The organism is Actinomadura sp. GTD37, assembly GCF_041951365.1.
Taxonomy (GTDB): domain Bacteria; phylum Actinomycetota; class Actinomycetes; order Streptosporangiales; family Streptosporangiaceae; genus Spirillospora.
The window spans coordinates 1,548,731-1,574,837 of the sequence record NZ_JBGNUS010000001.1 but is presented as its reverse complement, the minus strand read 5'-3'; the positions used below and the strand labels follow the sequence as shown (position 1 = coordinate 1,574,837).

Genomic DNA, 26,107 nt, shown 5'->3' with positions numbered 1-26,107 from the left:
CCGGACGCGTCAGGCCCGGTGGTGCAGGCGGTAGGCGACCGACCGGGCGATCCGCGCGGCGGCCCCCGGCGGGTGGTTCGCCTCCACCACCACGACGTACCGGCGGACGCGCAGCGCGATCATCCCGGCGGTCGGCCCGATCTCGTACGCCTCGTCCCCGCCGATGTCGCGGCGACGCCGGGCCTGCGACTGCGTGGCCTGCAGCGCGTCCAGCATCCGTGCGGCGGCCTCGTCCGTCTCGGCCACCCAGCGGACGCTCACGGTGAGGCCCCGCAGGGCCGGATCGGCGGCCCCGGACGGGCTCGCGGACGGCGTGCCCGGCCCCGGCGCGCTCGGCTCGGGTGACGCGCTCCCGCCGTCCGGATCGTCCTTCCGTTTGCCGTCCTTCTCGCCTTTGCCGCGCTTTCCGCGCTTGGCGCGCGGCTCGTAGGTGCACGACACCGGACGCGGCAGCTTGACCGTCCCGGCGGACGTGCGGCTCGGGTCGGCGGCGTAGCCGGTCATCCGGGCCGCCGCGAGGTCGGGACCGGTGAGCAGCGAGCACGCGTCCGGCCAGTCGGCCGCGGGCACGCCGCCGAGCTCGGCCGGGCCCGCGCCGGTGGGCCCGCCGCGCAGCGCGACCAGCCGCGCCGCGCCGTCCGGGCGGGGCGCCGCCTGCGGGACGCCCACGTACAGCAGCCCGCCCGCCGCCGCCAGCCACGGCCGCGCGCCGGGCAGGTCCGGGTCCATCGAGAACGGCGCCGGCGCGGTCGTGGCGCTGCCGTCGGACGGCTCCACGATGTCGACCCCCGCAGGCAGGAGCCGCTCCGACAGCCGCGGGCGCAGCGCGAACACGTGCCCGCCGGCCTCCGCGAGCGCCGCGTACGCGGGGACGTCGCGGCCCCACGCCACCCGCCCGGACGCCAGGTCCACCGCCTCCATACGGGTGTCGCCGGAGCGGTCGCCGTCCGGGTGATAAACGACCATGAGCCGCCCCGGCGCCAGCACCCCGGGGCACATCAGGTCGCCGCACACCCCGTCGCCCTTCCAGGCGCCGATCTGGTCGCCGTCCTCGCCGAACGCGCGCAGCGCCGTCCCGTCCGAGGCGAGCGTCACCCCGTCCAGCATCGACACCTCGGGCGACTCCTTGGCGCCGAGCCGCTCGTCCCAGCGGACCGTGCCCTTCGCCGGGTCGACCGCCAGCAGCCTGCTGCGGCGCCGTCCGTCCTCCTCCCGGCAGTCCAGGCCGAACGCGGCGAGGGCCTCCCGGCCGTCGGACGGATGCGCGCCGCCCTCGAACAGCCGGCAGCCGCGCGGCAGCGCCAGCCGCCACACCCGGTTGCCGGTGACCGCGGACACGCCGAACAGCGTCCGGTGCCCGTCGTCGGTGGTGAGGACGATGTCGGATCCGGCGGGCCAGCGCAGCGTCGTCCGGGACACCGCGGCGGGAAGCTCGCCGTCCCGCCGCCACAGCAGCCCGCCCGAGAGCGCGTCGAACGCGACGAGCGCCCGGTCGCCCCGGTCGCCGTTCCGCTCGAAGTAGGCGACGAGCCGGGACCGCGTGGACGACCAGCCGAGCATCGTCCAGCCGGAGCGCCGGTAGCTCCAGCGCTCGCCGCCGGTCCGCGCGTCCCGCACCTGGAGCCCGTCGCCGGACGCCGTCACGACCTGCCCGTGCGCGACCTGGTAGGCGACGCCGTCGTAGCCCGCGACGGCCCCGTGGTGGATCCGGGTGGTCTGCTGCCAGCTCACCGCGAGCGGGCCCGGCGGCGGCCCCACCTCGCGCTGCGGCGTGACGGGCCGGCCGGTCACGGTGTGCCGCACCTGCCACCACTCGGCGCGCAGGACGTACTTGTCGACGAGCACGACGCACAGCGCCACCGCCACCGCGGCGGAGACCAGACCGAGCGCGACGCGGACCCTGCCCACGGACTCCGGTCGGCCGTCAGGCCGCTGCCGGCTCCCGACCACGACCGCGCCCGCCCCCCTCCGCTGATTACTGTGTCTTGGGACGACACCCACCATGCCGTGTGCGGGACGTCGGCGCGACAGAACGGAGACGAACCGTGGAGGTCTTCACCCGCTGGCACAATTGGGACACGGCCCGTGCCGACATCACGGCGTCCGGCGCCGCGGTCGACGTGGACGCCCTGGACGCCGCCGTCGCCGCCGCCCTGCGCTGGCACGGCGACCAGAAGCGTCCCACGGGCGACCCTTACGTCGAGCACCTGCTGGAGGCGCTCGAAGTCCTGGTGCGCGGGGCCGGGGTCACGGCGCCCGCCGTGCTGTCCGCGGTGGTCCTGCACGACGTCGTCGAGGACACCCCGGCGACGCTGCGGGACGTCGAGGCCGAGTTCGGCCCGGAGGTCGCCGAGCTGGTCGACTGGGTCACCAAGCCGCCCGTCCCCGGCGCGGGCCGCCAGGCGAAACGCGGCGCGAAGGCCGCCTACCTGCGCCGCCTCGGCGACGCGCCGCCCGAGGCGGTCCAGGTGAAGCTCGCCGACCGCGCCAGCAACGTCCAGACCCTCGACCGGATGCCCCCGGACTTCCAGCGCCGCTACTACGCCGAGACCCTCACCTACATCGTCCCCCTGGCCGAGCCCCACCCGTGGTTCCGCGCCTGGTACGCGAGTTGGAGCGCCGGTTTCGCGCACCTGCGCTAGCCCGGCCGCCGACCTCGGCGTTGCGATCGCGCCGGGCGTCGAGGGAGGGCCCCCAAAAGCCGACGCCGAGGCAATGAAATAAATACTGCATGGATCGGGAGTGGGTGGTCGAGGAGAGCGTGGGCGTCGCGGCGGGGGCCGGGGACGTGTACGCGGCCGTCGCGGATCTGCGGCGGATGGGCGAGTGGAGCCCCGAGGTGTTCGCCACGTGGGTGCGCGGGCGGGCGATCGCGCCCGGCACGAGGTTCGTCGGGTTCAACCGGATCGGCTGGCGTGTGTGGTTCACCACATGCCAGGTGACCTCGGCGGTGCCGGGCGAGGCGTTCGCGTTCCGGGTGTCGAGCTTCGGGATCCCCGTGGCGCTGTGGGGGTACCGCTTCGAGGACGTGTCGGACGACCCGTCCGCGCCCCGGACGCGGCTCACCGAGTACTGGGAGGACCTGCGCCGCGACGGCCGGAGCGCGAAGTTCGTCTCCCTCCTCGGCAAGGTCTTCACCGGCGTCCCGGCGGAGCGGCGCGCGGACGTCAACCGCGCGGGCATGCGCGCCACCCTCGGCCGCATCCGGACGGCCGTCGAGAAGGGCTGATCCCGCCGCCGGTACTTGGCGGCAAAACAAGAACCTGTTCTACTAAGCGGTGTGACAAGCACCGTGCAAGCGCATGCCATCCAGGGCGAGCGGGTCACCCTCCCGGTGCGGATCCGCGACGCCGCCGTGGCCTCGGCGATGTTCGCCGTGCCCGCCCGCGCCGCCCAGGCCGTCATCGCCTACTCCGGGCTGGAGGTCGCCGAGGCGCTGCCCGGCCGGGCGATCTGCTCGCTCGCCTTCGTCCGGTACGCGGACGGGGACCTCGGGCCGTACCACGAGTTCGCCGTCGCGTTCCTGGTGCGCCCGCCCGGCTCGGCGGCGTCCGGGCTGTTCGGGCGGCTGCGCGGCGTCGGGGCGTTCATCCACTGGCTGCCCGTCAACCAGGAGTTCACGCTGGACGCCGGGCGGACGATCTGGGGGTTCCCCAAGGAGATCGCCGACATCCCGATGGACCTGGCCGGGCGCGTGAAGCGCTGCGCGGTCCGGCTCGGCGGGCGGACGGCGATCGAGGTCGCGGTGCGGCCCGGCCTGCCGATGCCGGGGAGCACCGCCGCGCCGAAGGTCGACGCCTACTCCTGCATGGACGGCGTCACCCGCCGGACGCCGTGGACGCTGACGCCGGCCGACGTCCGGACGCGTCCGGGCGGCGCCAAGGTGATCTTGGGCGATCATCCGGTGGCGGAGGAGCTGCGCGGGCTGGGGCTGGACCGGGCGCGCGCGCTGAGCAGCAGCACGGTCGGCCACCTGCAGATGGTCTTCGACGGCGCCGAGGAGGTGCGCCGGTGATGCGGACGGCGCTGGTCACGGGCGCGGCGGGCGGGCTCGGCGCGGCGGCCGCGCGGCGGCTCGCGGCGGCGGCGTGGGACGTCGTCGCGGTCGACACCGACGAGGCGGGCCTGGCGGAGACCGCGCTGCGCTCCCCCAACATGCACGTGCGGACGTGCGACATCACCGATCCCGGGGCCCTCGCGGACGTGCTGGCGATGACCGGCCCCGTGCACCGGCTCGTGCACGCCGCCGCGACCGCGCCGTCCGCGCCCGCCCTCGACCAGCCGCTCACCGAGGTAGATCGCGTTCTCCGCGCCGACGTGCTCGGCGCCGTGCACGTCGTGCGGGCCGCGCTGCCCGGCATGCTGGAACGCGGTTCCGGCGAGCTGGTCCTCTGCGCGGGCCCTCCGGCGACGGGCGCGGCCGCGGCGGCGTCCGGCGCGGTCGCCGCGTACACCGACGCGCTCTGGCGGGAGCACGGCGGGCGCGGGGTGACGTTCCGCTGCGTCCACCTGGACGACCGGACACCCCCGCGCCACGTCCTCGACGCGCTGGACCGCTCGCTCGCGCGCCCGCCCGGCGACCTGCACGTCCGCCCCGGGGCGGGCCGCCCGCCGCTCGCCGGGGCCGTCCGCTCCGCGCTGAACCTCGGGCCGACCGAATAAGCTGTCTCCTTCGCCCCTTCGGGGTGCCGGGGGACGTCCCCGGCGCGACACACGTGCGAGGAGCAGCCTGCATGTCGTCCCAGGTCACCGGGCGGCCGACCGGCCCCGGCGGCACGGTGAAGGATCAAGAGATCGCCGCCGAGCAGCGCTACGTCGACATCGCCTACACGCGGCTGGAGGAGATGCGCGCCGACGCCCAGGCCATGATCCGCGAGGGGTACCGGCAGTCGCTCGCCGGCACCAAGGGCTCACTCGTGGACCGGGACGCGATGGTCCACCAGGCGGCCCTGCGCGCCCGTGCGCTGGACATCGCCGACGACGGCCTGGTCTTCGGCCGGCTCGACCTCGCGCCCGGCGAGCGTCCGTCCGGCGAGGTCCGCTACATCGGGCGCATCGGCGTCCGGACGAGCGAGCACGACTCCCTGGTGATCGACTGGCGGGCGCCCGCCGCCGAGGACTTCTACCGCGCCACCCCCGAGGACCCGCGCGGCGTCGTCCGCCGCCGCGTCCTGCACTCGCGCGGGCACACGGTCGTCGACCTGGAGGACGACCTCCTCGACCCCGACGCGGCGGACGGCATGACGATCGTCGGCGACGGCGCGTTCCTCGCCTCGCTCGCGCGCGCCCGCGAGGGCGCGATGCGCGACATCGTCGCGACGATCCAGCGGGAGCAGGACGAGGTGATCCGCGCCCCCGCCGACGGGACGGTCCTCGTGCGCGGCGCCCCCGGCACCGGCAAGACGGCCGTCGCGCTGCACCGGGTCGCCTACCTGCTGTTCCGGCACCGGCGGCGGTTCGGCTCGCGCGGCGTCCTCGTCGTCGGGCCGAACCGCCGGTTCACCGCCTACATCGAGCGGGTGCTGCCGTCGCTCGGCGAGGGCTCGGCGACGCTGCGCTCGCTCGGCGACCTCGTCGACGGGGCCACCGCGGCCGTCCACGACCCGCCGCGCCTCGCCCGCGTCAAGGGCGCGGACGAGATGGTGCAGGTGCTGCGCCGCGCCGTCGCCGACCACGCGCCCGGCGCCCCCGACGAGCTGCGCGTCGTGTTCAAGGGCATCGTCGTCACGCTCGGCCGGGACCGCCTCGACCGGATCAGGAACGACGTCCACCGGCGCAGCCGCGGCAGTGTGAACGCGGCGCGCGGGCGGGCCGCCGAGATGCTCCTGGACGCTCTGTGGGGCCGCTTCAACGACGTCGGCGGCCCGGAGGCCGCCGAGGCCGAGGAAGGCGCCGAGGCGGGGCTGTGGAACGCGATCCTGGCCGCCGACGGGCTCGCCTCGCTCGACGAGGAGCCCGCCCGCGGGCGGGAGAACGGCGACCCCAAGCGGGCCCAGTTCGACGCGCGGGTCCGCGAGCAGCGCACGTTCACCGACTTCCTCGTCGCGTGGTGGCCGATCCGCCGCCCGCTGGACGTGCTGCGCTCGCTCGGCGACCCGTCCCGGCTGCGCCGCGCCGCCGGCCGCGACCTCGGCCGCGCCGACCTGGCGGCGCTCGCCGCGTCCTGGGCCGGGGACGCCCCGCTCAGCTACCAGGACGTCGCGCTGCTGGACGAGCTGGACGCGCTGCTCGGCTCGCCGCCCCGCCCGTCCCGCCGCCGCAGGGCCCCGTCCGAGGACGACCCGTTCGTCGTGGACGGCGTCAACATCCTCACCGGCGAGGAGGTCGCGGACGACTCGTGGGAGCCGGAGATGCAGGAGCTCACCACGTCCATGGAGCGCCTCGAACGGTCCCGGCGGGTCGACGACGGCGTGGTGGAGGAGCGTCCCGAGTACGCGCACATCGTCGTGGACGAGGCGCAGGACCTCTCCCCCATGCAGTGGCGGATGCTCGGCCGCCGCGGCCGCCAGGCCAGCTGGACCATCGTGGAGGACCCGGCCCAGAGCGCCTGGGAGGACCTCGACGCCGCCCGCCGGGCCATGGACGCCGCGCTCGGCGGCGAGAAGCCGTCGCAGAGCCGGGGCCGGGGCCGGGGCCGCCGCCCCCGCAAGCCGACGCCCCGCGCCCGGCACGAGTACGAGCTCACCACGAACTACCGCAACTCCACTGAGATCGCCGCCGTGTCGGCCCGGGTGCTCGCCCGCGCGCTGCCCGAGGCCCGGCCGGCCCGCGCCGTCCGCGCGTCCGGCATCGAGCCGGTCGTCAGCGTGGTCCCCGAACCCGGTCTGGCCCGCGCCGCGCGCGAGGCGACCGAGGAACTCCTCGACCAGGTCGAGGGGACGATCGGCGTCATCGTCCCGATGTCCGCGGAGGAGCCCGGAGCCGCGGCGGCGCCGGCCGGCGCGGACACCGACGGCCAGACCACCCTTTTCGGCGACACCGCGCCCGACGAAACCAGCACGTCCGAAACCAGCGCGCCCGAAACCGCCGCACCCGGCGGGGGCACGGCGTGGACGGCGGCCGACCGGGAGCGGCTCGGCGCGGGCCTGCCCGACCGCGTCCAGGTGCTGGACGTGCTGGAGGCCAAGGGGCTGGAGTTCGACGCCGCCGTCATCGTGGCGCCGGAGACCGTCGCCGCGCAGTCGCCGCGCGGGCTGCGCGTCCTCTACGTGGCGGTGTCCCGCGCGACGCAGCGGCTGACCGTCCTCACCGCCGACCCGGAGTGGCGCGACACGCTGCTCACCGGCTGAGCCGCGCCCCCGGCCGATCGGCCGAGGGCCGCGGCGGCCCGCCCGCCGCAGACGCCGCGGCCCGGCCGCGCACCGCCGTGCGAGGGTGAAAAGTCCCCGTCCGCGGGAGTTAGGCTGACGCTGCCCCCTTTATCGCACGGGTGAACGGAGAGCGATGAGCGGCCGTAATCCCGCACCCAGGCGCAGCTACGGCGGCCGCTCGGCGGAGGAGCGCCGCGCCGAACGGCGGGAGCGCCTGCTGGCCGCCGGGCTCGAACTGTTCGGGACGCGCGGCTACGCGGCGACGTCCATCGAGCGGCTGTGCGCGACCGCGAGCGTGTCCACTCGCAACTTCTACGAGGAGTTCACCGGACGCGAGGAACTCCTCACCGCGCTGCACAGCACCATCAACGAGCGCGCCGCGCAGGCCCTCGCCGCCGCCTACGCCGAGGCGTCCGGCGCCGGCCTCGGCACCCGCGTCGAACGCGCCGTCCGCGCGTTCGTCACCGTCACCGCGAGCGACCCCCGCTGGGCGCGCATCGCGTTCGTCGAGGTCATCGGCGTCAGCGCGAGCCTGGAGCAGCACCGCTTCCGCTGGCGCGGCCAGTGGGAGGACGCGCTGACCACGATGGCCCGCGAGGCCGTCCACCGCGGCGAGGCCGTCGACCGCGACTACCGGCTCACCATGATCGCGATCATCGGCGCGGTCAACAACCTCGTCCACCACTGGTCCGCCCGCGACCAGGACATCCCCCTGGACGACATCACCGCGGAGCTGACCCACCTGATCATGGCGGCGGTGACGACCCCCTAGATGATGGGGGGACGTCCCGTGCGGGTCATGCGCCAGGCGGTGCGGTAGGAGATGGGGCGGCGCGGTCCGGCGGGCTTGCGCCAGCCCTCCGCGAAACCCTTGAACCACGGCTTGAGGGCGCTCGGCTTGCGCTCGCGGAGGACGGTCATGCCGACCCACACGGCCAGATAGGTGAGCGCCAGCGGCCACGGCAGGTTGCGCCGGGCCAGCCAGACGCGGTTGCGGGCGTTGTAGCGGTAGAACATGTCGTGCCGCGTCGGCAGGACCGCCGGGTGGAACATCACCGCGGAGGCGTCGTAGACGATGCGGTAGCCCGCGTTGAGGACCTGCCAGGCGAGGTCGGTCTCCTCGTGGGCGTAGAAGAAGTCCTCGGGGAGGCCGCCGCCCGCGTCGAACGCCGCGCGGCGGACCGCGCAGGCGCCGCCGAGGAACGTCGTGACGGGAGACGAGCGCTCCGGGTCGCCGGCGCGCAGCCGGGGGACGTGCCGGCGCTCGCCGCGCCCGCCCTCCGGGTCGCGGACGCGGAACGAGACGACGCCCAGGTCGGGTTCGGCGGAGAACCGGTCGCGCAGGTGGGCGCCGAGGCGGGTGGAGCGGTACCAGCCGTCGTCGTCCAGGAAGAGGACCACGTCGCCGCAGGACGCCTCGACGCCCCGGTTCCGTCCGCCCGGGATGCCCAGGTTCGTGGGGAGGCTGAGGGTCTTGACGCGCTCATCGTCGAACGGCGCCTCGCCCGCGCGGTCGCCGACCGGGTCGACGCCGTTGCCGACGAGGACGACCTCGACGTCCACGTGCTCCTGCTCCAGCGCGCTGCGGACGGCGCGGGCCAGTTCCTCCGGCCGGTTGCCCATGGTCAGGACGACGACGGAGAGTTTCACTTCAGCCTCCGGGAGGCCAGGATGCTGACCAGGTGGAGCAGCGTCTGGAGCACCGCGACGACGGCCACCGCCACCATCAGGACCCGGACCGCGACCGGGTCGTCGTTGCCGAGGACGGTGTCGGCCACGGCCGCCGCGACGATCAGCAGCGACAGCTCGACCGCGCCGATGATCCGGTGGAAGCGCAGCATGGACGCGGCCTGCCGGGCGAGCGCGATGCGGGTGGATCGGGGCCGCAGCGCCCGGTCGCCGCCGGACGGGTCGGCGGTCAGCCCCGACTTGGCGCGGGCGACGACGACGTTGTCGGTCTCCGCCTTGATCAGCGCGGCGCCGAGCGCGGCGACGAGGCCGAGCTCGGCCCAGCCGCCGTTCCGCCAGCCGCCCTGGGCCATGAAGCCGAGCCCGACGAGCAGCGAGATCTCCGACAGGTAGTGGCCGATGCGGTCGAGGAAGACCCCGGCCACCGACGTCTGCCGCAGGTAGCGCGCGACCTCGCCGTCCACGCAGTCGAGCAGCAGGTAGAGCTGGATGAGGACGGCGCCGCCGAGCGCCGTCCACAGCGGGTCGGCCGGCAGCGACACCACGGCGCCGGCGAGCACGCCGCACGCCATCATCATGTAGGTGAGCTGGTTCGGGCTGAAGCCGAGGCGCAGCGCGATCCACCCGAAGTACGGGGACAGGTCGCGCATGTAGAGGCGCCCGGCCCAGTGCTCCTCGTTGCGCCGGTCCTTCAGGCCGGGCGGCTGGCCGTACCTGCGGACGTCGGCGACCCTGGCGCCCTTGCGGTGCGGCCGCTGATCGTCCTCGGGGGGCGCCGCGGACTGCCCGGGGAGCTCAGCCTCCATGGGCCTGGACATACTCTTCCACCGCCTTGCGGGCCTCGCCCTTGTCGAGGCTGAGATATTCCAAGATCGTGTAACGGCCGGGCCGGGTCTGCGGCGCGTGCAGCACGGCCTCGGTGAACTGCTCGACGCTCAGCCCGACGTCGCCGGGCAGCCGGGGCAGCCCGTGCCGGCCGAGGCAGGCGAGGATCTCGTGCAGCCGCTCCTCGCCGGACCCGAGGCGGGTGGCGCGCAGATGGAAGCAGAACGCCGCGCCGATCCCCGCCAGCTCGCCGTGGTTGGCCGTGTCCGGATAGAGCTGGTCGACGGCGTGCAGGATCTCGTGGTCGCCGCCGCTCGCCGGGCGGGAGTCGCCGGCGAACGCCATCGACATCCCGGACAGGACCAGGCTCTCGGCGAGGACGGTGAGGAACCGGTCGTCCTCGATCGAGCCGGGCTGGTGCAGCAGCGCCTCCGCGGCGGTGCGCGCCACGGTGAGCGCCATCCGGTCGACGCGCTCGCCGCACTGCTCGGCCGCGAGGAGCCAGTCCTCCACGGCGGAGAAGTTGCTCACCACGTCGCCGATCCCGGCGCGGATGAGCCGCGGCGGCGCGGCGTGCACGTAGTCGAGGTCGACGATCATCGCGAGCGGCATCACCACGCCGAACGAGCCCTTGCCGCCGTCGTGCACCAGCGACGCGACCGGGGAGCAGATCCCGTCGTGGGACAGGTTCGTCGCGACCGACACCATCGGGATGCCCGACAGCGTCGCCGCGTACTTGGTGGCGTCGATCGTCCGGCCGCCGCCGATCCCGACGACGGCCTCGTAGGATCCGGCGCGCAGCTTGGACGCCAGCGCGACGGCCGCGTCCACGGTGCCGCCCTCGACCTGGAACAGGTCGCAGGACGACAGGGACGGCCGGACGTGCTCGGCGATCTGGTCGCCCTGGCCGGGGCCGACGGCGATCGCCACCCGTCCCTCGGTGACGATCCGCCGGTCGGCGAGCAGTTCGCCGAGGGCCGCGACGGCACCGCGCCGCACGTCGATGGACAGCGGCGCGTTGAGCATCCGCGTCAGCAGGGGCATGTGCCTCCTCGCTCGGGTCGAGCGCCTAGATCGAGCGCCGACGGTGCTGCCGCCGGGTCAGTAGCCCTTGGCGATCCGCCGGGCCTTCTCCAGGTCGTCGTGGTTGTCGACCTCGACCCAGTCGACCTCGCCGATCGGCGCGACGCCGATGCGGCCGCCGCGGTTCACCAGCTCCTGGTAGCCGTCCTCGTAGTAGAGGTCGGGGTCGCGCTCCCAGGTGGCCTGGAGGGCGGCGGCCAGCGGCTCGGCGGCGGCGGGCTCGATCAGCGTGGCGCCGATGTACTCGCCGCCCGCGGTCGAGGGGTCCATCAGCTTGGTGATGGTCTTCAGGCGCCCCTCGCCGTCGAGGATGACCTTCATCTCCTCGTCGGCGAGAGTTTTCACATCGTCCACTGCCAGGAGGATGTCCGGCCCGCGGTTCGCCAGTAGCGTCTTCTCGACGCCGACCGGATGGACCGTGTCGCCGTTGACCATGAGGACGCCCTTGGAGAAGTGCTCACGGGCCAGCCACATGGAGTAGGCGTTGTTCCACTCCTCGGCCTTGTCGTTGTGGACCAGCGTGATCGTCACGCCGTACCGCTCCTCGAGGGCGGCCTGGCGCTCCTCGACGGCGCCCGCGCAGTAGCCGACGACGATGACGACGTCGGTCAGCCCGACCTCGGCGAGGTTGCGGAGGGCGATGTCCAGGATGGTGGTCTCGCCGTCCACCGGGACCAGGGCCTTGGGGAGGGTGTCGGTGTAGGGCCGCAGCCTCCGGCCCGCACCCGCCGCCAGCACCATGCCGATCATGCTTCCTCTTTCCTCAGGTCGAACCGATCCGTGCCCGCAAGGTAGACGGCCGGCGCGGCGAACGCGAACGGGCCGGACCTTCGGCGGGGCGGACGATGCCGTCGTGGTGGAGCGGTGCCGGCACCGCCTGCGCGGACCCCAACACGGCGAGGCAACCATACTCGATCCGGCGCGCTCGGGCGGTGCGAGCCGCTTCGTCCGCCCCCCGCCGCGGGGCCTTCCGGTACGTTGAGCGTGGTCGGAGAGACCTGGCGGGAGATCGGGAGACATGGCGACGCGGACGGTTGCGGTGGTGCTCGCCGGCGGGGTCGGCGCGCGCATGGGCGCGGGACGGCCCAAGCAGCTCATGGAGGTCGGCGGGCGGCCCATCCTGGCGCACGCGATCGGCGCGTTCGACGCGCATCCGGGCATCGGCGAGATCGTGGTCGTGATGGCGTCCGGGCACCTGCGCGACGCCGCCGCGATCGCCGCGCCGTTCCGCAAGACGGCCGCCGTGATCGAGGGCGGCGACACCCGGACCGCCTCGACGGTCGCGGCGCTGCGGGTGCTGGACGGGCGGCCCGACGACGTCCGCGTCCTGTTCCACGACGCGGCCCGCCCCTTCGTCGACGGCCCCCTCATCGACCGCGTGCTCGGCGCGCTGGACGGCTGCGAGGCCGTCGCCGTGGGCGTCCCGTCGTCCGACACGATCGTGGTGGTGGAGGACGGCGTGGTCGCCTCGATGCCGCCCCGCGAGACGCTGAGCCGGTTCCAGACCCCGCAGGGCTTCCGGCTCGGCACCATCCGCACGGCCTATGAGCTGGCGCTCGCCGACCCCGCCCTGCGCGCGACCGACGACTGCGGGATCGTGCACCGCTACCTGCCGGACGTCCCCATCCGGGTGGTGGCGGGCAGCGAGCGCAACCTCAAGGTGACCCAGCCCCTCGACGCCGTCGTCGCCGAACATCTCGCCACCGAGGTAGAGCCTTGATTTTCGAGAACACCCCCACGGTCATCGGTCATCGCGGCTACGGGTCGGGCGACCTCGTCCCGCCCGGCGCCGCGGCGCCCGTCGCCGAGAACACGCTGCCGTCGCTGCTCGCCGCCGTCGAGGCCGGTCTGTCCTGGGTCGAGATCGACGTGACGCGCACCGCCGACGACCACCTCGTCCTGCGGCACGACCCGACGACGGTGGACGGCGACCACCTCATCGACCTGCCCGCCACCGCCAGCGGCCTGCCCCGGCTCACCGAGATCTTCGCGGCGCTGCCGGAGGACGTCGCGGTCGACGTGGACGTGAAGACCGTCCTGGAGGACGCGCTGGACGAGCCGTCCCGCCGCACCGGCGCGCTCCTCGCCCCGGTGCTGAGGCGGGAGGCGGAGCGCCGCCGGCTGCTCGTCACGTCGTTCGACCCGTCGCTGCTGACGTTCCTGAAGGAGGAGGCGCCGGGCGTCCCGCTGGGGCTGCTGACATGGCTGCGGTTCCCGCTGTGGCACGCCGTCCCGGCCGCCGCCGGGCTCGGCCTGGACGCCGTCGCCGTGCACACCGGGTCGTGCGGCATCGACCACCCCGACACGCGCCTGCGCCCCCTGGAGCACTGCGTGGACGTGGCGCACAAGGCTGGCCTGGCGACGATCGCCTGGTGCCCGTCGGCCGAGGCGGCGCCGACCTACGCGGAGGCCGGGTTCGACGCGCTGGTGGTCAACGACGTCCCCGGCGTCCTCGCCGCGATCTGACCCGCCGCGGCCGCGGTCACTTCGGGCGGTTGCCGCCGTACATGCGCGTCCACTCGCCGGGCTCGTCGTCGTCCGAGGCGGAGCCGGACGGCTTGTTCTCCGCGGCGGGCGGCGCCGGAGCGGACGGAGGGCCGGCGGGGAGGGGCGGCGGGTTGGCCGCGGCGGGCTGGGCGGGCGGCGCGCCGTACTGGGGCGCGGCCTGCCACGACGGGCTCTGCGCGGGCGGCTGCTGGGGCGCGCCCATGGGAGCCGGGGCGCCCTGCATGTGCGGCGGGCCCATCGGAGCGGGCGGCGGCGCGCCGTAGCGCGGCGCGGCGCCGGCGGGCGTCCGGGCCTTCCACCGCGACGGGGCCAGCGACGCCACCAGGAGCAGCACGCCGAGAATGAAGAAGACGCCGACGGGGCCGAGCATCCCGTAGCCGGTCTCCAGGTCCCTCGGCAGGACGTCGTTGTCGGGGTGGGTGATCGCCCAGCGCGGCGACATCAGCCAGATGAGCCCGATGCCCGTGTAGACCGCGCCCGGAACCAGCGAGGCGACCGGCGACAGCCGGGAGCCCGCCAGCAGGCCGAGGAGCACCGCCGCCACGGTCAGGACGGCGAGGCCGATCCACAGCTCCGTCCCGTGGTAGCTCTGGAACCGCGCGATGCCGATGCTGTAGACGAAGCGCAGTTTGCCGACGCCGTACATCAGGCACAGCATGACGACCGGCGCCAAGACGAGTCCGGCCACGACGCCGAGGCCGTGGCGTGCTCCGTTGGACATGTCCACCCTCCAGTGCCCGGGTCGACGGGCAAGATCCCGCCAAACCTAACCCTCAGACGTGCGGAAACGCACGCCGGTTCAGGGGTGGATATGTCTTCTGCCCGCTAGTGGACGGATTCGCCGGGTTTGACCGGAGCCGGCTGGCCCAGCCGCGGCGGGCTCGTCAGGAACCCGACACCCCAGGTGACGTGCATCGTCGCGAACACGAGCGGCAGCCGCACCCAGGCGGACAGGGGCAGCCCGCGGCCCTCCACGGCGGCGCCCGCGATCATCGCGGCGGCGTACCCGCCGGGCAGGATCCAGCCGGGCCAGAAGCCGAGCGCCCCGGCGATCACGCCCGCCGCCATCGCGACCACCGCGATCGGCGGCGCGAGGTAGCGCAGGTTCAGCGTGCCCTGGTGCTCGCGCCCGACGACGCGCCGCCAGCGCCCGGTGTGGAAGTACTGCTTGGCGAGCGCCCGCAGGTTGGGTCGCGGCCGGTAGGTGACCCGCATCCGCGGGGTGAAGAAGATCCGGCCGCCGGTCTCCCGGATGCGGTGGTTCATCTCCCAGTCCTGCGCGCGGACGAACGTCTCGTCGTAGCCGTCGACCCGCTCCAGCGCGCTGCGGCGGAACGTCCCGAGGTAGACGGTCTCGACCTCGCCCGCCTCGCCGCCGGTGTGGAACCGGGCGTTGCCGACGCCGAGCTTGGACGTCATCGCCCGCGCCACGGCCTGCTCGAACGGGGTGACGCCCTCGGCCGCCATGATCCCGCCCACGTTGTCGGCGCCGGTGTCCTCCATCGTCTCGACGGCGGCGCGGACGTAGTCGGCGGGCAGCAGCGAGTGCCCGTCCACCCGGACGATGATCGAGTACTGCGACGCCTTGATCGCGATGTTGAGGCCCTGCGGGGTGCGCCCGGTCGGGTTGGCGACGACGAGGACGCGCGGGTCCCCGGCGGCGAGCTCCCGGGCGATCTCCTCGGTGCGGTCGCGGGACGGCCCGATCGCGAGGACGAGTTCCAGCTCGCCGGGATACTCCTGGGACAGGATGCCGCGCACGGCTTCGGCGAGGTGGCGCTGCTCGTTGAGGACCGGCATCACGACCGACACCGCGGGCCAGGTGCGAGCACCGGGCTCGGGACGGGTCTTCACGGCGTACTGGGTTTCCTGGTTCGTGGCGCGGTGGGCACGGGGAGACGAATTCATGTGGGCTCGCGGACGCGCACCGGCCGGAAGACCGGAGGCGGGCGCCTCTTCCTCTCTCTTGCTCGCTTGCCTGACGCGGCCCACGCCACCCAGGTTCGCGTGCGGGCCGCCGGGGTGTGGTCAAGACGGCGCCACGTTACTGCAAGGACACGAGCTCCAGGTAGCGAACGCACGGGCGTCCCCCACTTTAGAGTGGTGGGGACCCACGGCAGAACGTGATCTTCGGGAGGCGGCGGCCGGCATGGCAGACGGGCACGACTCGGGTCGCGGCGGCCATCCGGCCGAGCCCGACCCGCTGGAGCGCTACTTCCGGCCGCGGCCGGGCGCGCACGCGGCGCCCGGCGACGACGGGGACGCCGGCATCGAGGGCGTGACGATCGACGGGATGCCCGCCCCGCGGGTGCCGGTGGACGGCCCGCGCGGCCCGCGCCGTCCCGGCCGGGGGCTGAGCCCGCGCGCCGCGATGAGCGCCCGGCGACAGAAGCGCTTCCTCACCCTGACCGGGACGATGTCGGTGTTCGTGCTGCTCACCTCCGGCGGCGCGTGGGCGTTCCAGAACTACGTCACCGGCATGATCGACAAGGTGTCGGTCAACGGGCTCGGCAAGGGCAAGGACGCGCCGAAGGGCGCGATGACGATCCTCGTCGCGGGCGTCGACCGGCGCGAGGGGCTGACGAAGGCGCAGCAGAAGGAGGCCAAGCTCGGGCATTTCGAGGGCGAGCGCTCCGACACGATGCTGCTGGTGCACGTGTCCCGCGACCACGACAGCGTGTCCGTCGTCAGCCTGCCGCGCGACTCCTACGTGACGATCCCGGCGCACAAGTCGAACGGGTCGGAGGGCGCGAAGGGGGCGCGGGTGCCGTCCCGTCCGGGCAAGCTGACGTGGGCGTACCAGTTCGGCGGGCCCGACCTCGCGGTCGGCACGATCAAGCAGGCGACGGGCGTGTCCATCGACCACTACGTCGAGGTGAACTTCTTCGGGTTCGTCCACATGGTCGACGCGCTCGGCGGCGTGGACGTGTGCACCGAGCAGGCCGTGGACGACCCGAAGAGCGGGCTGCGGCTCCCCGCCGGCAAGTCGCACGTGGACGGCCTGAAGGCGCTCTCGTTCGCCCGTGCCCGGTACACGCTGACCGGCGGCAGCGACCTCGGCCGCATCGACCGGCAGCAGCAGTTCATGGCGGCGATGCTGAAGCAGGCGCTGTCGACGAAGACGCTCGGCGACCCGGTGAAGTCGACGAAGTTCCTGAACGCGGCGCTGAAGTCGCTGCGCGTCGACGGCAAGCTCGCCGACAACCTGCCGAAGCTCGCCGACCAGATGAAGGGCCTGTCGACCGACGACCTCACGTTCGCGACGGTTCCGCTGTCCAATCCGGACTACAACGCCGTCCTGTGGAACGCCTCGACGACCCAGTCGACCGTCCAATGGGACGAGCACAAGGCGCGCGACCTGTTCACCCGGATCAGGCGCGACAAGCCGCTGGCCGAGCACACCGCGAAGCCGAGCGCGACGCCGTCGGAGAAGCCCGAGGACGAGCTGACCGTCCCGCCGGACGACATCTCCGTCCGCGTGCTGAACGCGATCGGCACGCGGGGCCTCGCGACGAAGGCGGGCGGCCAGCTGCGGGACCTCGGCTTCAAGGTGACCGTCGTCCCCGGCGTGGCGCGGCACGGCCTGCGGACGACGCAGGTCCAGTACGGCCCCGGCCGGGAGGACTCGGCCAAGACGCTGGCCGCCGCGATCCCGGGCGCCAAGCTGAAGAAGGTGCCGTCCCTGGGGTCGCGCGTCCAGGTCATGGTGGGCGGTGACTGGGACGGCGTGAAGAAGGTGAAGGTGGCTTCGAGCGCGTCGCCGGCGGCGTCCCCCGGGATCAAGACGGGCACGGCGACGTCCAAGCTCTGCGCCTGATCCCGGTCCACTAGAATAAAGTTCTGGTGGACGTGGGAGGGAGCCGCATGCGCGAGGACGAGGCGTTCTACGAGCCGCTCGGGGACGGGCGGTTCGCCGCCGCGCGGGCCACGGCCGGCCCCTGGTCGCCCGACTTCCAGCACGGCGGGCCGGTGTCGGGCCTGATCGGCCGGGCCTTCGAGCGGCACGACCCCGTCCCCGGCACCCGGGTGGCGCGGGTGACGGTCGATATCCTGAGCCCGGTGCCCGTGTCCGTGCTCGACGTGCGGGTCCGCGTCGTCCGGCCCGGGAAGCGCATCGCGCTGCTGGAGGGCGAGATCACCCACGAGGGGCGGCCGGTCGTCCGCGCGTCCGCGTGGCGGATCATGGCGGCCCCGGCGCGGCTGGCCCCGGTCTCGCACGCCCCGGCCCCGCCGCCCCTCCCCGGCTCGGCGGCGTCGTTCGGCGAATGGCCCGGCGTCCACCTGGACGGCTACCTGTCCGCGATGGAGTGGCGGCCGGTGCGCGGCGCCTTCGGACGGCCCGGCCCTGGGACGACCTGGGCGCGCGCCCGCGTCCCGCTGGTCGCCGGCGAGTCGGACACGCCCCTCGTCCGGGCCCTCACGCTGGCCGACAGCGCGTCCGGGATCGGCAGCCAGCTCGACTTCGCCAAATGGCTGATCATCAACACCGACCTGACCGTCGCCCTGCACCGCGACCCGGTCGGCGAGTGGCTGTGCATGGCCGCGTCCCTGGACGCGAGCCCCGGCGGCAGCGCGCTCTGCCAGGCCACCCTCGCGGACTCCGCGGGCGAGTTCGGCCGCGCCCTGCAGACCATGCTGGTGGACGAACGATCATGACGGGATGTTCATGATCGAATACTCTGGGTAACCATCATGGTGACAGAGCGAAGTCACCTATCAGGAGCCCAGCGAATGTCGACCAGGATTCTCGGCCTGCTCACCACGACCGCCGCCGTCTCACTGACGCTCACCGCCGGCGTCGCCGCCGCGAGCGCCTCGCTCGCGGCCCCGCCGCCGTCCCCGACCGACCAGGTCCAGGCGCCGGAGGCGCTCCCGGCGGAGGACGCACCGCCGGCCGCGGACGCACCGCCCGCCGCGCAGGCCCAGCCCGAGGCGAACGCGCAGCCCAAGGCGGACGCGCAGCCCAAGGCGGACGCAAAGCCCAAGGCCGCCGCGCAGCCCAAGGGCGACACGGAACTCAAGGAGTGCGCGGACGCCGACTGCGACGTCAAGATCCGCGACGGCCAGACCATCAAGCTCGACAAGAAGTTCGGCCTGGACCCGATCGGCGTCAACATCGACGAGAACCGGGTGACCTTCACCATCCGCGGCAAGAACAACAAGATGATCAGCACGGTCGACGCGAGCCAGGCCTCCGACACGCGTGCGACCTACAACGGCATCACGTTCCGCCCGCGCATGAACAAGGACGGCACCATGAACCTCAAGATCTCCCACGCCTGACCCGCGCACCGGGGACGGGCGCCCATCGCCCGTCCCCCGGCGCCTCTCAGCCGGACGGGGACCGGCAGACTTCCCGGTAAGGGACACCGGTGCGCTCGTACTTGGACCATTCCGCACGGGTGAGGGTGCGGCCGGCGATGGCGCAGGCGGTGTCGGTGGCGTTCGCGGGCATGGCGATGTTCCAGTGGCGGACGACGGCGGCGTGGTCGGCCGTCGTGAGGGTCTGGTTCCGGTCGTCGAAGGACGCCCCGATCACCCCGTTGGTGTGCCCGGCGAGGGCCTCGCCCAGCTGGCGGTGGCTGGCGACGTCCCAGAGCAGGGCGGTGTTGTCGTCGAAACCGCCGCCGCTGACGAGCAACGAGCCGGAGGCGTCGAAGGCGAGGGACTCGACCCCGCCCCGGTGGCCGGCGAGGGGGGCGCCGCGCTGCTGCCGGCTGCGGACGTCCCAGAGCCTGATCGCCCCGGTCGCGCCGGTGGCGAGCGTCCCGCCGTCCGGGCTGAAGGCGAGGGCGGTGACGGTGCCGGAGGGGTCGTCGAGCACACCGAGCCTGCGGTTCCTCTCGATGTCCCAGAGATACACCGACCCGCCCACGCCGGCCGCCAGCTTGCCGCCGTCCCTGCTGAACGCGAGCGACCTCACCTCCTGGGACGTGTCGGCGGCGAGCGCGATCAGGCGGCCCGTCCTGGCGTCCCACAATTGCACCTTGCCGTCGAAGGCGGTCACCTCCATCTGGCCCTGCTCGCCGCCGCCGGTGGCGAGGTAGCGGCCGTCCGGGCTGAACGCCATCGCCGCGATCGCCGCCTCGGGCCCGCCCTCGAAGAGCTGTGTCCAGCGGCCCCCCGACCACACGGAGATCTCGCCGTAGGCGTTCCCGAAGGCGATGCTCTTCCCCTCGGCGGCCACGGCCATCGAGGTCGCGGCCGAGTCGGTGACCTTCGGAGGCGCGCCGACGGGGCCGGTGACGCGTCCGCCGCTCGTGGTGCTCCACGACGCGTAGGCGCTGCCGGCGTCCCCGACGCTCAGCGACGAGGTCAGGGACCCCCCGTCGGCGCTCATCTCGATGGTCCTGATCGGGGAGGGCCCCTTCGAAAGGACGAGGGGCCCGGGGCGCGGCTGATGGACGTTCAAGTCCCACATCCGCACGGCGTTCTTCCTCCCGGACTGGTCGTCGGCGCCGCTGACGGTGGCCAGCGTCCGGTCATCGGTGAAGGCCCCCGCGAGGATCGTGTCTCCGCCGGCGCCGCCGATGGCGCCCGCGCGTGTGCCCGTCGCCACGTCCCACATGTCCGTGCCGATGAGCAGGGTCTTCCCGTCGGGCGTGAACAACGGATGCTCCGAGAAATCCGACTCCGCCTTGAAGGGCGTGCCGAGTGCCCGGCCGCTCCCGGCGTCCCAGAGCCGCATGTTCTTGCCGTGCCGTGTCGCCGCGATCCTTCCGTCGCGGCTGAGCGCCACCTCGTCGACCGGGGTGGATATGGCTGCCCGCCGCCGTCCGTCGGCCAGATCCCAGGTCTCCAGCGTGTCCCCCTGGCCGAAGGCCGCGGTGCCGGCGTCCGCGCTGACCACCGCGGTGTTCTCGATGTAGGAGTTGGGCATGTAGGAGAACGAAGGCGGGAGGGGCACGAGGCGCCGGCGGTGCCGGTCCTTCACGTCCCAGACGCCGACTCCGTCCGACCCGACGACGGCCACGGTCTTGCCGTCCGGGGAGAACGTGACCGAGGAGGAGTGGGGGACGGGCAGATCGCCCAGCGGCTTCCCCTTGTTCAGGTCCCACAGCCTGACCCTGCCCGCCCCGTCGGTGCTCTGGGGCGACGGGGACCTGCTTCGGCTCCCGGCGGCGGCCAGTACGCCGCCGTCGGGGCTCAGCGCCACGGAGAGCACGAGGTCGCTTTTGTACTTGGAGTCCTCCAGTAGCCGGAGCGGCGCGCCGTCCTGCTTTCGGGTCTTCTGGTCCCAGATCGCGACCGTGCCGTCGTCGTTGCCGAACGCGAGCCGCCCGCCGCCCGCCGCCACGGTGACCGGGTTGGGCCGGTACCCGGTGACCGTGCCCCGTCCGGACCGGGTCACGACGTCGAGCAGCGCGGCGCGGCTCTCCGGCGTCTCGTGGACGCGCTGCGCGGCGACGGCCAGCAGCGCCGCCGTCTCGGGGGTGCCCGCGAACTGCCGGCTCTGGTCCGCGAGGTTCTTCGACGCGGTGATGTCGCGTTTCTCGGCCTCGCTCCGCTGCGCCTTGACCGCCCACCCCGTGGCGCCCAGGGCCACCACCGCGGCGACCGCCAGGGCCCCCGCGATCCCGCGGTTGCGGCGCTTGTGGGCGTACCGGGCACGGGCGCTGGCGTCCATCAGGCCGCGTTCGAGCCGGCTCAGCGCCGGCCGCCGGGCGCCCGAGGTCGCCCAGCGCACGGCCTCGTCCAGATGCGCGCCGGACAGGACGTCGGCGCGGCGGCGGCCGTGCTCGGCCCAGGTCCGGGCGGCCTGGCGGATGCGGTGATGCGTCCGCAGCCCGTCGCGTTCGGTTTCGAGCCAGCCCCGCAGCCTCGGCCAGGCCCGCAGCAAGGCCGGGCGGGTCAGCACGAACTGGCCGCCGGTCACGAACAGCAAAGGCCCGAATGCCTGGACGACATGGCGCAGCGCCTGGGCCTCGGCATCGTCCTGGCGGTCGAACAGCTCGTCGGACGGGATGGGGCGCGTGGTCAGGTTCCCGTCCTCACCCGGCACCACGAACCGCAGGAACACTTCGGGAACGAGCCTCTGCACCTCGGGCGGCAGGGCCGTGTAGGCGTCCTCGGCGACCTTGCCCAAAGCCGGGTCGCCCGGCTCCCAGCGGGCGTGCAGCCCCGCCTGCGCGGCGCCCGCCGCGACCAGGTCGGCGCCGTCGCGGGGGTCCCCGGTCAGCGCGGCGAGGATCTCCGACGCGGACGGCCGCGCCATCGGGTCCTTGGCCAGCGCGGCGCCGGCCAGCGGGCGCAGCGACTCGGGCAGCACGCTCAGATCGGGCTCGTGCGTGCGGACGCGGTGCGCGATCTCGGGCAGCGTCAGACCCTTGAACGCGTGCTTCCCGGTCGCGGCGAACACCATGATCGCGCCCCAGGCGAACACGTCGGCCTCCGCCCCGGCCTGCCGTCCCGCATACACCTCCGGGGCCATGTACGGGAGGGTTCCGGCGAAGGCCCCCGCCTCGGCCGAGCGGGTGTCCAGGACCTGCGCGACACCGAAGTCGATCAACCGGGGCCCGTCCGGGCCGAGCAGGACGTTGCCCGGCTTCAGGTCCCGGTGGACGACCTTGGCCCGGTGGATGGCGGTCAGCGCGGTCGCGATCCCGACGCCCAGCCGGTGCAGGGCGTCACCGGAGAACAGCCGTCCCTCCCGGTCACCGGCCCCGCGCACCACCGCTTGCAGGTTCAGCCCGTCGATGTACTCGCTGACGATGTAGGGACGCGGCGGCTCCAGCCGCACCTGCAAGATCTTCGCCGTGCAGAACGAGGCGACCCGCTGCGCCGCCCGCGCCTCGGCCGCCATCGCCCGCAACTCCTTGGGCGACTCCTGCGCCCCGTGCAGCACCTTGACCGCCACCCGGGAGCCGTCGGGCGCGTAGGCGTCGTAGACGACGCCCTGCCCGCCGGCGCCCAGCCGCCCGGAAAGCCAGAACTCCCCTATCCGCTCGGGATCCCCGGGCTCCAGCGGTTCCGGCATCCGACCACTCCATCCCTCGCGTCGCCCGGCGGCCGGACGGCGTCCCGTCACGGTGAGCAGAAGTTGATCACCAACCGTGTGACGCTACCGGCCCCCGGAGAAGTTCGCCCCAGATGTCGGATGTGTACGGCCAGGTGGTCTCGCGGGTGACCGCGAGGGCCGCACCCCGGCGGAGATCCTCGCCCGCGCCGCCGGCCTGATCCTCACCCGCGGCCGTCCGCCGAGCTGAGATCCGCCGGGTTCCGGGTCGCCGGCACGGGCGATTCCGGGTCCGAGCGCAGGATGCCCGCTGCGGAGGCGGCGACGATGCAGAGCGCCACGGGCAGGAAGAACGTGAGGTTCAGCGGCATCGCATGGGTCAGGGGGCCGATCACGGCGGGGCCGGCGAGCATGCCGAGGTAGCCGAGTCCGGCCACGCGGGAGACGTTGGCGCCCACGGCGTCGCGGTCGTGGTGGCCCGCGGCGCTGAACAGCTGCGGGACGCAGCCGGAGAGCCCGGCGCCGAACACCGCCCAGCCGATCAGCGCCGCCGGGATCCAGGGGGACAGCGCCGCGACCGTCCCGCCGAGCGCGGCCGTCGCGGCGCCGTAGCGGAGGACGGCCATCGAGCCGAAACGCGCGGCCACCCGGTCGGCCACCAGGCGGCCGGTGGTCATCGCGGTGGCGAAGGCCCCGTAGGCGAGGGCGGCGGTGGCGGCGGACGCGTCCAGGACGTCGCGCAGGTGGAGGGCGCTCCAGTCGTTGGCCACGCCCTCGCACAGCATGACCATCAGCGCGAGGACGGCGAGCATCCAGATGCGCCGGGGTGTTCTGGCCCGTCGTCCGGCGGCGGGGGCGGGGGCGGCGGCGTCGCGGAGCGCGTCGCGGCGCAGCAGGGCGGGGGCCGCCAGCGCCGCCACGGCGACACCGGCCAGCGCCACCGCGCCCAGCGTCGCCGCCGGGCTCCATCCCCAGCTCAGGGTACGGGCGCCGGTCAGCGCGGCGAGGACGCCCCCGAGGGAGAAGGTCGCGTGGAAGGCGGACATGACCGGCCGCCGGTAGCCGCGTTCCACCTGGACGGCGTTGGCGTTCATGGCGACGTCCAAGACGCCGTTGCCGATCCCGAGCGCCAGCAGCGCGCCGCCCAGCGTCCACGCGTTCGCGGCCAGGCCCGGCAGGGCCACGGCGGCGCTGCACAGTGCCGCGCCGAGCGGCACGACGACGCGGGCCCCGGCGCGGTCGGCGAGGGGCCCGCCGATCTGCATCCCCGCGACGGCTCCGGCGCCGAGCAGCAGCAGGAGCCAGCCGAGGACGGCGTGGCTGATCCCGGTCCGGTCCTCGATGACCGGGATGTGGACGATCCACATCCCCAGCAGGAAGCCGTTCAGCCCGAAGTAGCCGAAGGTGGCGATCCGGCCCGCCCGCAACGACCTGCGCGGATCAGACAAGGCGCACGTCCACCCCGGCCTCGCGGAGGCGCGACACGGCGGCCGCGGGCGCGGACCGGTCGGTCACCACCATGTCGAGCGTGGTGACGGGGCAGACGAGCCCGAGGCCGGTGCGTCCGAACTTGGCCCCGTCGCACACGGCGACGACGCGCCGGGCCGACGCGATCGCGGCCCGCTTGACCGGGACCTCGTCGAGTTCGTGGGCGGTGAGCCCGTGCTCGGCCGACAGCCCGCACACCCCGAGCACGGCGGTGTCGACGCGCAGCGAGGCCAGCGCCGCCTCGGTCAGCGGCCCGGTGAACGCCAGCGCCCCCGGCGCGGTCCGCCCGCCCGGGACCAGCAGCCGCACCTGCGGGGCGCCGCTGAGCGCGTTCGCCGCGTGCAGGTCGAGCGGGACGACGGTGAGCCGCCGCCCGGCGATCGCGCGGGCGACGGTGAGCGTGGTGGTGCCGCCGTCCAGGATGACGGCCTCCCCGTCGGTGAGCAGGCCGTCCACCGCGGCGGCGATCCGCTCCTTGGCGTCGGCCGCCTCCTGCTCGCGGACGGCGAAGGGCATCGCCTCGCCCCGCAGCAGCAGGCTCACCGCGCCGCCCCGCACCCGCCGCAGCACCCCGCGCTCGGCGAGCTGGTCGAGGTCCCGCCGGATCGTCATCTCGGACGCCCCGGTCTCCCCGGCCAACTCGACCACCGTGACGTGCTCGGTGGTCCGCAATCGCTCAATGAGCGCAGCCACCCGCTCCGAACTCTCCATACGCTCGATCGAACATGGAACGTGTGAGAAAGTCAAAACGTCCAGCTACACCGAACCACCCCCGCCGAGCGCCTCGTCCCCGGCGGCGGTGCAGAGTTGGGCGGACAGGGTGGTGTGGGTCCACTCTTCCCACTGGTCCGGCGACCAGCCGCGGTCTTGGACGAAGAGCAGGTACAGCTGCGGGCTGAGCAGCCCGAACAGCAGGTCGGCGGCCATCGCGGCGGAGACGTCCGGACGGGCGCCGGGCTTGCCCGCCAGCGCCCGGGCCGCGGCCTGGTGGACGGTGTAGCGCGGGTCGGGGCCGTCGGGCCATTGCGCGGCGATCTGCGGATCGGTGGCAGCGGCGGCCTCGATCAGCGGCATGATCGGGGCCACCCGGGCCAGGATCTCGCGGGTACCGCGGACGTGGGCGCGCAGCTGGCCGGCCGCGGTGGGCGCGGCGCATGCGGCGCGGAACCATTCACGGTCCATGGTGGCCACCGGTTCGGTGTCACCGGCGATGGACGTGTCGACGACGTCCTTGAACAGCGTGCGCTTGTTGCCGAAGACGAAGTAGATCGTCTGGACGGCCACGCCCGCCCGGTCGGCGACCTCTTGCAGGCTCGTCGCCCCGTAGCCCTGCGCCAGGAACAGCTCCCGCGCCGCCTGGATCACTTTCTCGCGGGTGCGGCGTGAGCGCTCGGCCCGCTTGTCCGGCCGCTTGACGATGTCCATGCCGCGAGTCTATATCTAGAGTTCATCACTAGAGTTGAACTCTAAATTCTCTGGAGGGAACGATGGACCAGCCGAACACCGCTCAACGTCCGGACGCGGACCGGATCCGTACGGAGCGCGACCAGGAGCAGGCCGCCCGCCGCGAACTGGAGGACTACTACCGCGCCGGGAAGCCGCCGTGGGACACCGAGGTGACGCCGCCCGAGCTGGTCGCCCTGGTGGAGGGGCGCGGCGCGCTGCCGCCCGGCCGCGCCCTCGAACTCGGCTGCGGCACCGGGACCAACGCCGCCTACCTGGCCAAGCATGGCTGGGACGTCGTCGCCATCGATCTGATCGACCGGGCGGTCGAGCAGGCCCGGGCCAAGGCCGCGGCGGCGGGAACGGCGGTGCGGCTGCTCTGCGGGGACGCCACCCGGCTCGATGACCTGGACGTCCCCGGCCCCTACGACCTGTTCTTCGACCTGAGCTGCTTTTGCGGCATCCCGCCGCACCGCCGCGACGCCTACGCCGCCGGGCTCACCCACCGCGCCGCCCCCGGCGCGCGGCTGCTGATGTTCGGGTACGGCCCCGAGGCGTTCGACGACCCGATATCGGGCGTCACCGCCGACGAGCTGCGCGCCAGGTTCGCCGGCTGGGAGCTGGTCGACACCACGCCCGGCACGAACCCGGTGCCCACCTTCTGGTTCACGCTGCGCCGCAACGCCTAGGCAGCCGGGTGGGGCCGTCGGCCGGGATGCGGAAGGCAGTACGCGGTGGGGAGAAGGTCGCCGTCCAGGGCACGAGCTTCTCGGCGCCGGGCGCGCGCGGGCGCATCCGGCCCTGC

At 74.2% G+C, this 26,107-nt stretch carries 23 protein-coding genes; 12 read left to right on the top strand and 11 right to left on the bottom strand.

Annotation, left to right across the window (positions count from 1 at the left end):
- Window positions 1-9 precede the first annotated feature (9 nt).
- Complete coding sequence (locus ACA511_RS07650; RefSeq protein WP_375023346.1) at window positions 10-1,908, bottom strand: PQQ-binding-like beta-propeller repeat protein; 1,899 nt, start codon at window positions 1,906-1,908, stop codon at window positions 10-12.
- A gap of 137 nt (window positions 1,909-2,045) precedes the next feature.
- Here ACA511_RS07650 and ACA511_RS07645 point away from each other — a divergent pair, with 137 nt between their 5' ends.
- The 6 genes from ACA511_RS07645 (at window position 2,046) to ACA511_RS07620 (ending at window position 8,082) form a co-directional block, all read left to right on the top strand.
- Window positions 2,046-2,642 (top strand): HD domain-containing protein, encoded by a 597-nt coding sequence (locus ACA511_RS07645; protein WP_375023345.1) that lies wholly within the window; start codon window positions 2,046-2,048, stop codon window positions 2,640-2,642.
- Between the two features lie 89 nt (window positions 2,643-2,731).
- Window positions 2,732-3,229, top strand: coding sequence for an SRPBCC family protein (locus ACA511_RS07640; RefSeq protein WP_375023344.1), 498 nt, complete (start codon window positions 2,732-2,734; stop codon window positions 3,227-3,229).
- A gap of 51 nt (window positions 3,230-3,280) precedes the next feature.
- A complete protein-coding gene (locus tag ACA511_RS07635) occupies window positions 3,281-4,015 on the top strand; it encodes an acetoacetate decarboxylase family protein (RefSeq protein ID WP_375023343.1) in 735 nt (244 codons plus the stop codon).
- Complete coding sequence (locus tag ACA511_RS07630; protein WP_375023342.1) at window positions 4,015-4,662, top strand: SDR family NAD(P)-dependent oxidoreductase; 648 nt, start codon at window positions 4,015-4,017, stop codon at window positions 4,660-4,662. Before ACA511_RS07635 ends, ACA511_RS07630 begins: the two co-directional genes overlap by 1 nt.
- Window positions 4,663-4,733: 71 nt before the next feature.
- Window positions 4,734-7,289: a HelD family protein gene (locus ACA511_RS07625; RefSeq protein WP_375023341.1), complete on the top strand. Its 2,556-nt coding sequence runs from the start codon at window positions 4,734-4,736 to the stop codon at window positions 7,287-7,289.
- Window positions 7,290-7,443: 154 nt separating this feature from the next.
- Complete coding sequence (locus ACA511_RS07620; protein ID WP_375023340.1) at window positions 7,444-8,082, top strand: TetR/AcrR family transcriptional regulator; 639 nt, start codon at window positions 7,444-7,446, stop codon at window positions 8,080-8,082.
- Here ACA511_RS07620 and ACA511_RS07615 read toward each other — a convergent pair.
- The 4 genes from ACA511_RS07615 to ACA511_RS07600 are packed head-to-tail and all read right to left on the bottom strand — an operon-like array spanning window position 8,079 to window position 11,657.
- Window positions 8,079-8,933, bottom strand: coding sequence for a glycosyltransferase family 2 protein (locus tag ACA511_RS07615; RefSeq protein WP_375024701.1), 855 nt, complete (start codon window positions 8,931-8,933; stop codon window positions 8,079-8,081). The two genes, ACA511_RS07620 and ACA511_RS07615, sit on opposite strands and share 4 nt — an antisense overlap.
- A 23-nt stretch (window positions 8,934-8,956) precedes the next feature.
- A complete protein-coding gene (locus tag ACA511_RS07610; protein WP_375023339.1) occupies window positions 8,957-9,805 on the bottom strand; it encodes a CDP-alcohol phosphatidyltransferase family protein in 849 nt (282 codons plus the stop codon).
- Window positions 9,795-10,868 carry an iron-containing alcohol dehydrogenase family protein gene (locus tag ACA511_RS07605; protein WP_375023338.1) on the bottom strand — a complete coding sequence of 358 codons (1,074 nt, stop codon included), beginning with the start codon at window positions 10,866-10,868 and terminating at the stop codon, window positions 9,795-9,797. Before ACA511_RS07605 ends, ACA511_RS07610 begins: the two co-directional genes overlap by 11 nt.
- A 57-nt stretch (window positions 10,869-10,925) precedes the next feature.
- The gene (locus ACA511_RS07600; protein ID WP_375023337.1) at window positions 10,926-11,657 is read right to left on the bottom strand and encodes a sugar phosphate nucleotidyltransferase; all 732 of its coding nucleotides are present in this window, start codon (window positions 11,655-11,657) and stop codon (window positions 10,926-10,928) included.
- Window positions 11,658-11,925: 268 nt separating this feature from the next.
- Here ACA511_RS07600 and ispD point away from each other — a divergent pair, with 268 nt between their 5' ends.
- Together ispD and ACA511_RS07590 are read left to right on the top strand one after the other, a co-directional pair.
- Window positions 11,926-12,627: a 2-C-methyl-D-erythritol 4-phosphate cytidylyltransferase gene (gene ispD / locus ACA511_RS07595; RefSeq protein ID WP_375023336.1), complete on the top strand. Its 702-nt coding sequence runs from the start codon at window positions 11,926-11,928 to the stop codon at window positions 12,625-12,627.
- Complete coding sequence (locus ACA511_RS07590) at window positions 12,624-13,373, top strand: glycerophosphodiester phosphodiesterase (protein ID WP_375023335.1); 750 nt, start codon at window positions 12,624-12,626, stop codon at window positions 13,371-13,373. The genes ispD and ACA511_RS07590 overlap by 4 nt, the downstream gene beginning before the upstream one ends.
- A gap of 16 nt (window positions 13,374-13,389) precedes the next feature.
- Here the strand turns inward: ACA511_RS07590 and ACA511_RS07585 are convergent, their stop codons facing one another.
- Together ACA511_RS07585 and ACA511_RS07580 are read right to left on the bottom strand one after the other, a co-directional pair.
- Window positions 13,390-14,136 carry a hypothetical protein gene (locus ACA511_RS07585; RefSeq protein WP_375023334.1) on the bottom strand — a complete coding sequence of 249 codons (747 nt, stop codon included), beginning with the start codon at window positions 14,134-14,136 and terminating at the stop codon, window positions 13,390-13,392.
- Between the two features lie 104 nt (window positions 14,137-14,240).
- On the bottom strand, window positions 14,241-15,323 hold the full coding sequence (locus tag ACA511_RS07580) for a glycosyltransferase family 2 protein (RefSeq protein ID WP_375023333.1): 1,083 nt from the start codon (window positions 15,321-15,323) through the stop codon (window positions 14,241-14,243).
- Between the two features lie 241 nt (window positions 15,324-15,564).
- Between ACA511_RS07580 and ACA511_RS07575 the strand changes: the two genes are divergently transcribed.
- The 3 genes from ACA511_RS07575 to ACA511_RS07565 all read left to right on the top strand — a co-directional run bounded on the left by ACA511_RS07575 (window position 15,565) and on the right by ACA511_RS07565 (window position 18,698).
- Complete coding sequence (locus tag ACA511_RS07575; RefSeq protein ID WP_375023332.1) at window positions 15,565-17,232, top strand: LCP family protein; 1,668 nt, start codon at window positions 15,565-15,567, stop codon at window positions 17,230-17,232.
- A 47-nt stretch (window positions 17,233-17,279) separates the two neighbouring features.
- Window positions 17,280-18,071 carry a thioesterase family protein gene (locus tag ACA511_RS07570; RefSeq protein WP_375023331.1) on the top strand — a complete coding sequence of 264 codons (792 nt, stop codon included), beginning with the start codon at window positions 17,280-17,282 and terminating at the stop codon, window positions 18,069-18,071.
- 75 nt (window positions 18,072-18,146) lie between these two features.
- Window positions 18,147-18,698 carry a hypothetical protein gene (locus tag ACA511_RS07565; RefSeq protein WP_375023330.1) on the top strand — a complete coding sequence of 184 codons (552 nt, stop codon included), beginning with the start codon at window positions 18,147-18,149 and terminating at the stop codon, window positions 18,696-18,698.
- Window positions 18,699-18,744: 46 nt separating this feature from the next.
- Here the strand turns inward: ACA511_RS07565 and ACA511_RS07560 are convergent, their stop codons facing one another.
- From ACA511_RS07560 to ACA511_RS07545, 4 genes are all read right to left on the bottom strand, one after another.
- The gene (locus tag ACA511_RS07560; protein ID WP_375023329.1) at window positions 18,745-22,392 is read right to left on the bottom strand and encodes a protein kinase; all 3,648 of its coding nucleotides are present in this window, start codon (window positions 22,390-22,392) and stop codon (window positions 18,745-18,747) included.
- Between the two features lie 203 nt (window positions 22,393-22,595).
- Window positions 22,596-23,819: an MFS transporter gene (locus tag ACA511_RS07555; RefSeq protein ID WP_375023328.1), complete on the bottom strand. Its 1,224-nt coding sequence runs from the start codon at window positions 23,817-23,819 to the stop codon at window positions 22,596-22,598.
- The gene (locus ACA511_RS07550; protein ID WP_375023327.1) at window positions 23,812-24,552 is read right to left on the bottom strand and encodes a DeoR/GlpR family DNA-binding transcription regulator; all 741 of its coding nucleotides are present in this window, start codon (window positions 24,550-24,552) and stop codon (window positions 23,812-23,814) included. The genes ACA511_RS07555 and ACA511_RS07550 overlap by 8 nt, the downstream gene beginning before the upstream one ends.
- Before the next feature lie 63 nt (window positions 24,553-24,615).
- On the bottom strand, window positions 24,616-25,284 hold the full coding sequence (locus ACA511_RS07545) for a TetR/AcrR family transcriptional regulator (RefSeq protein WP_375023325.1): 669 nt from the start codon (window positions 25,282-25,284) through the stop codon (window positions 24,616-24,618).
- A 62-nt stretch (window positions 25,285-25,346) separates the two neighbouring features.
- Between ACA511_RS07545 and ACA511_RS07540 the strand changes: the two genes are divergently transcribed.
- On the top strand, window positions 25,347-25,991 hold the full coding sequence (locus ACA511_RS07540; RefSeq protein WP_375023323.1) for a methyltransferase domain-containing protein: 645 nt from the start codon (window positions 25,347-25,349) through the stop codon (window positions 25,989-25,991).
- Window positions 25,992-26,107: the final 116 nt, after the last annotated feature.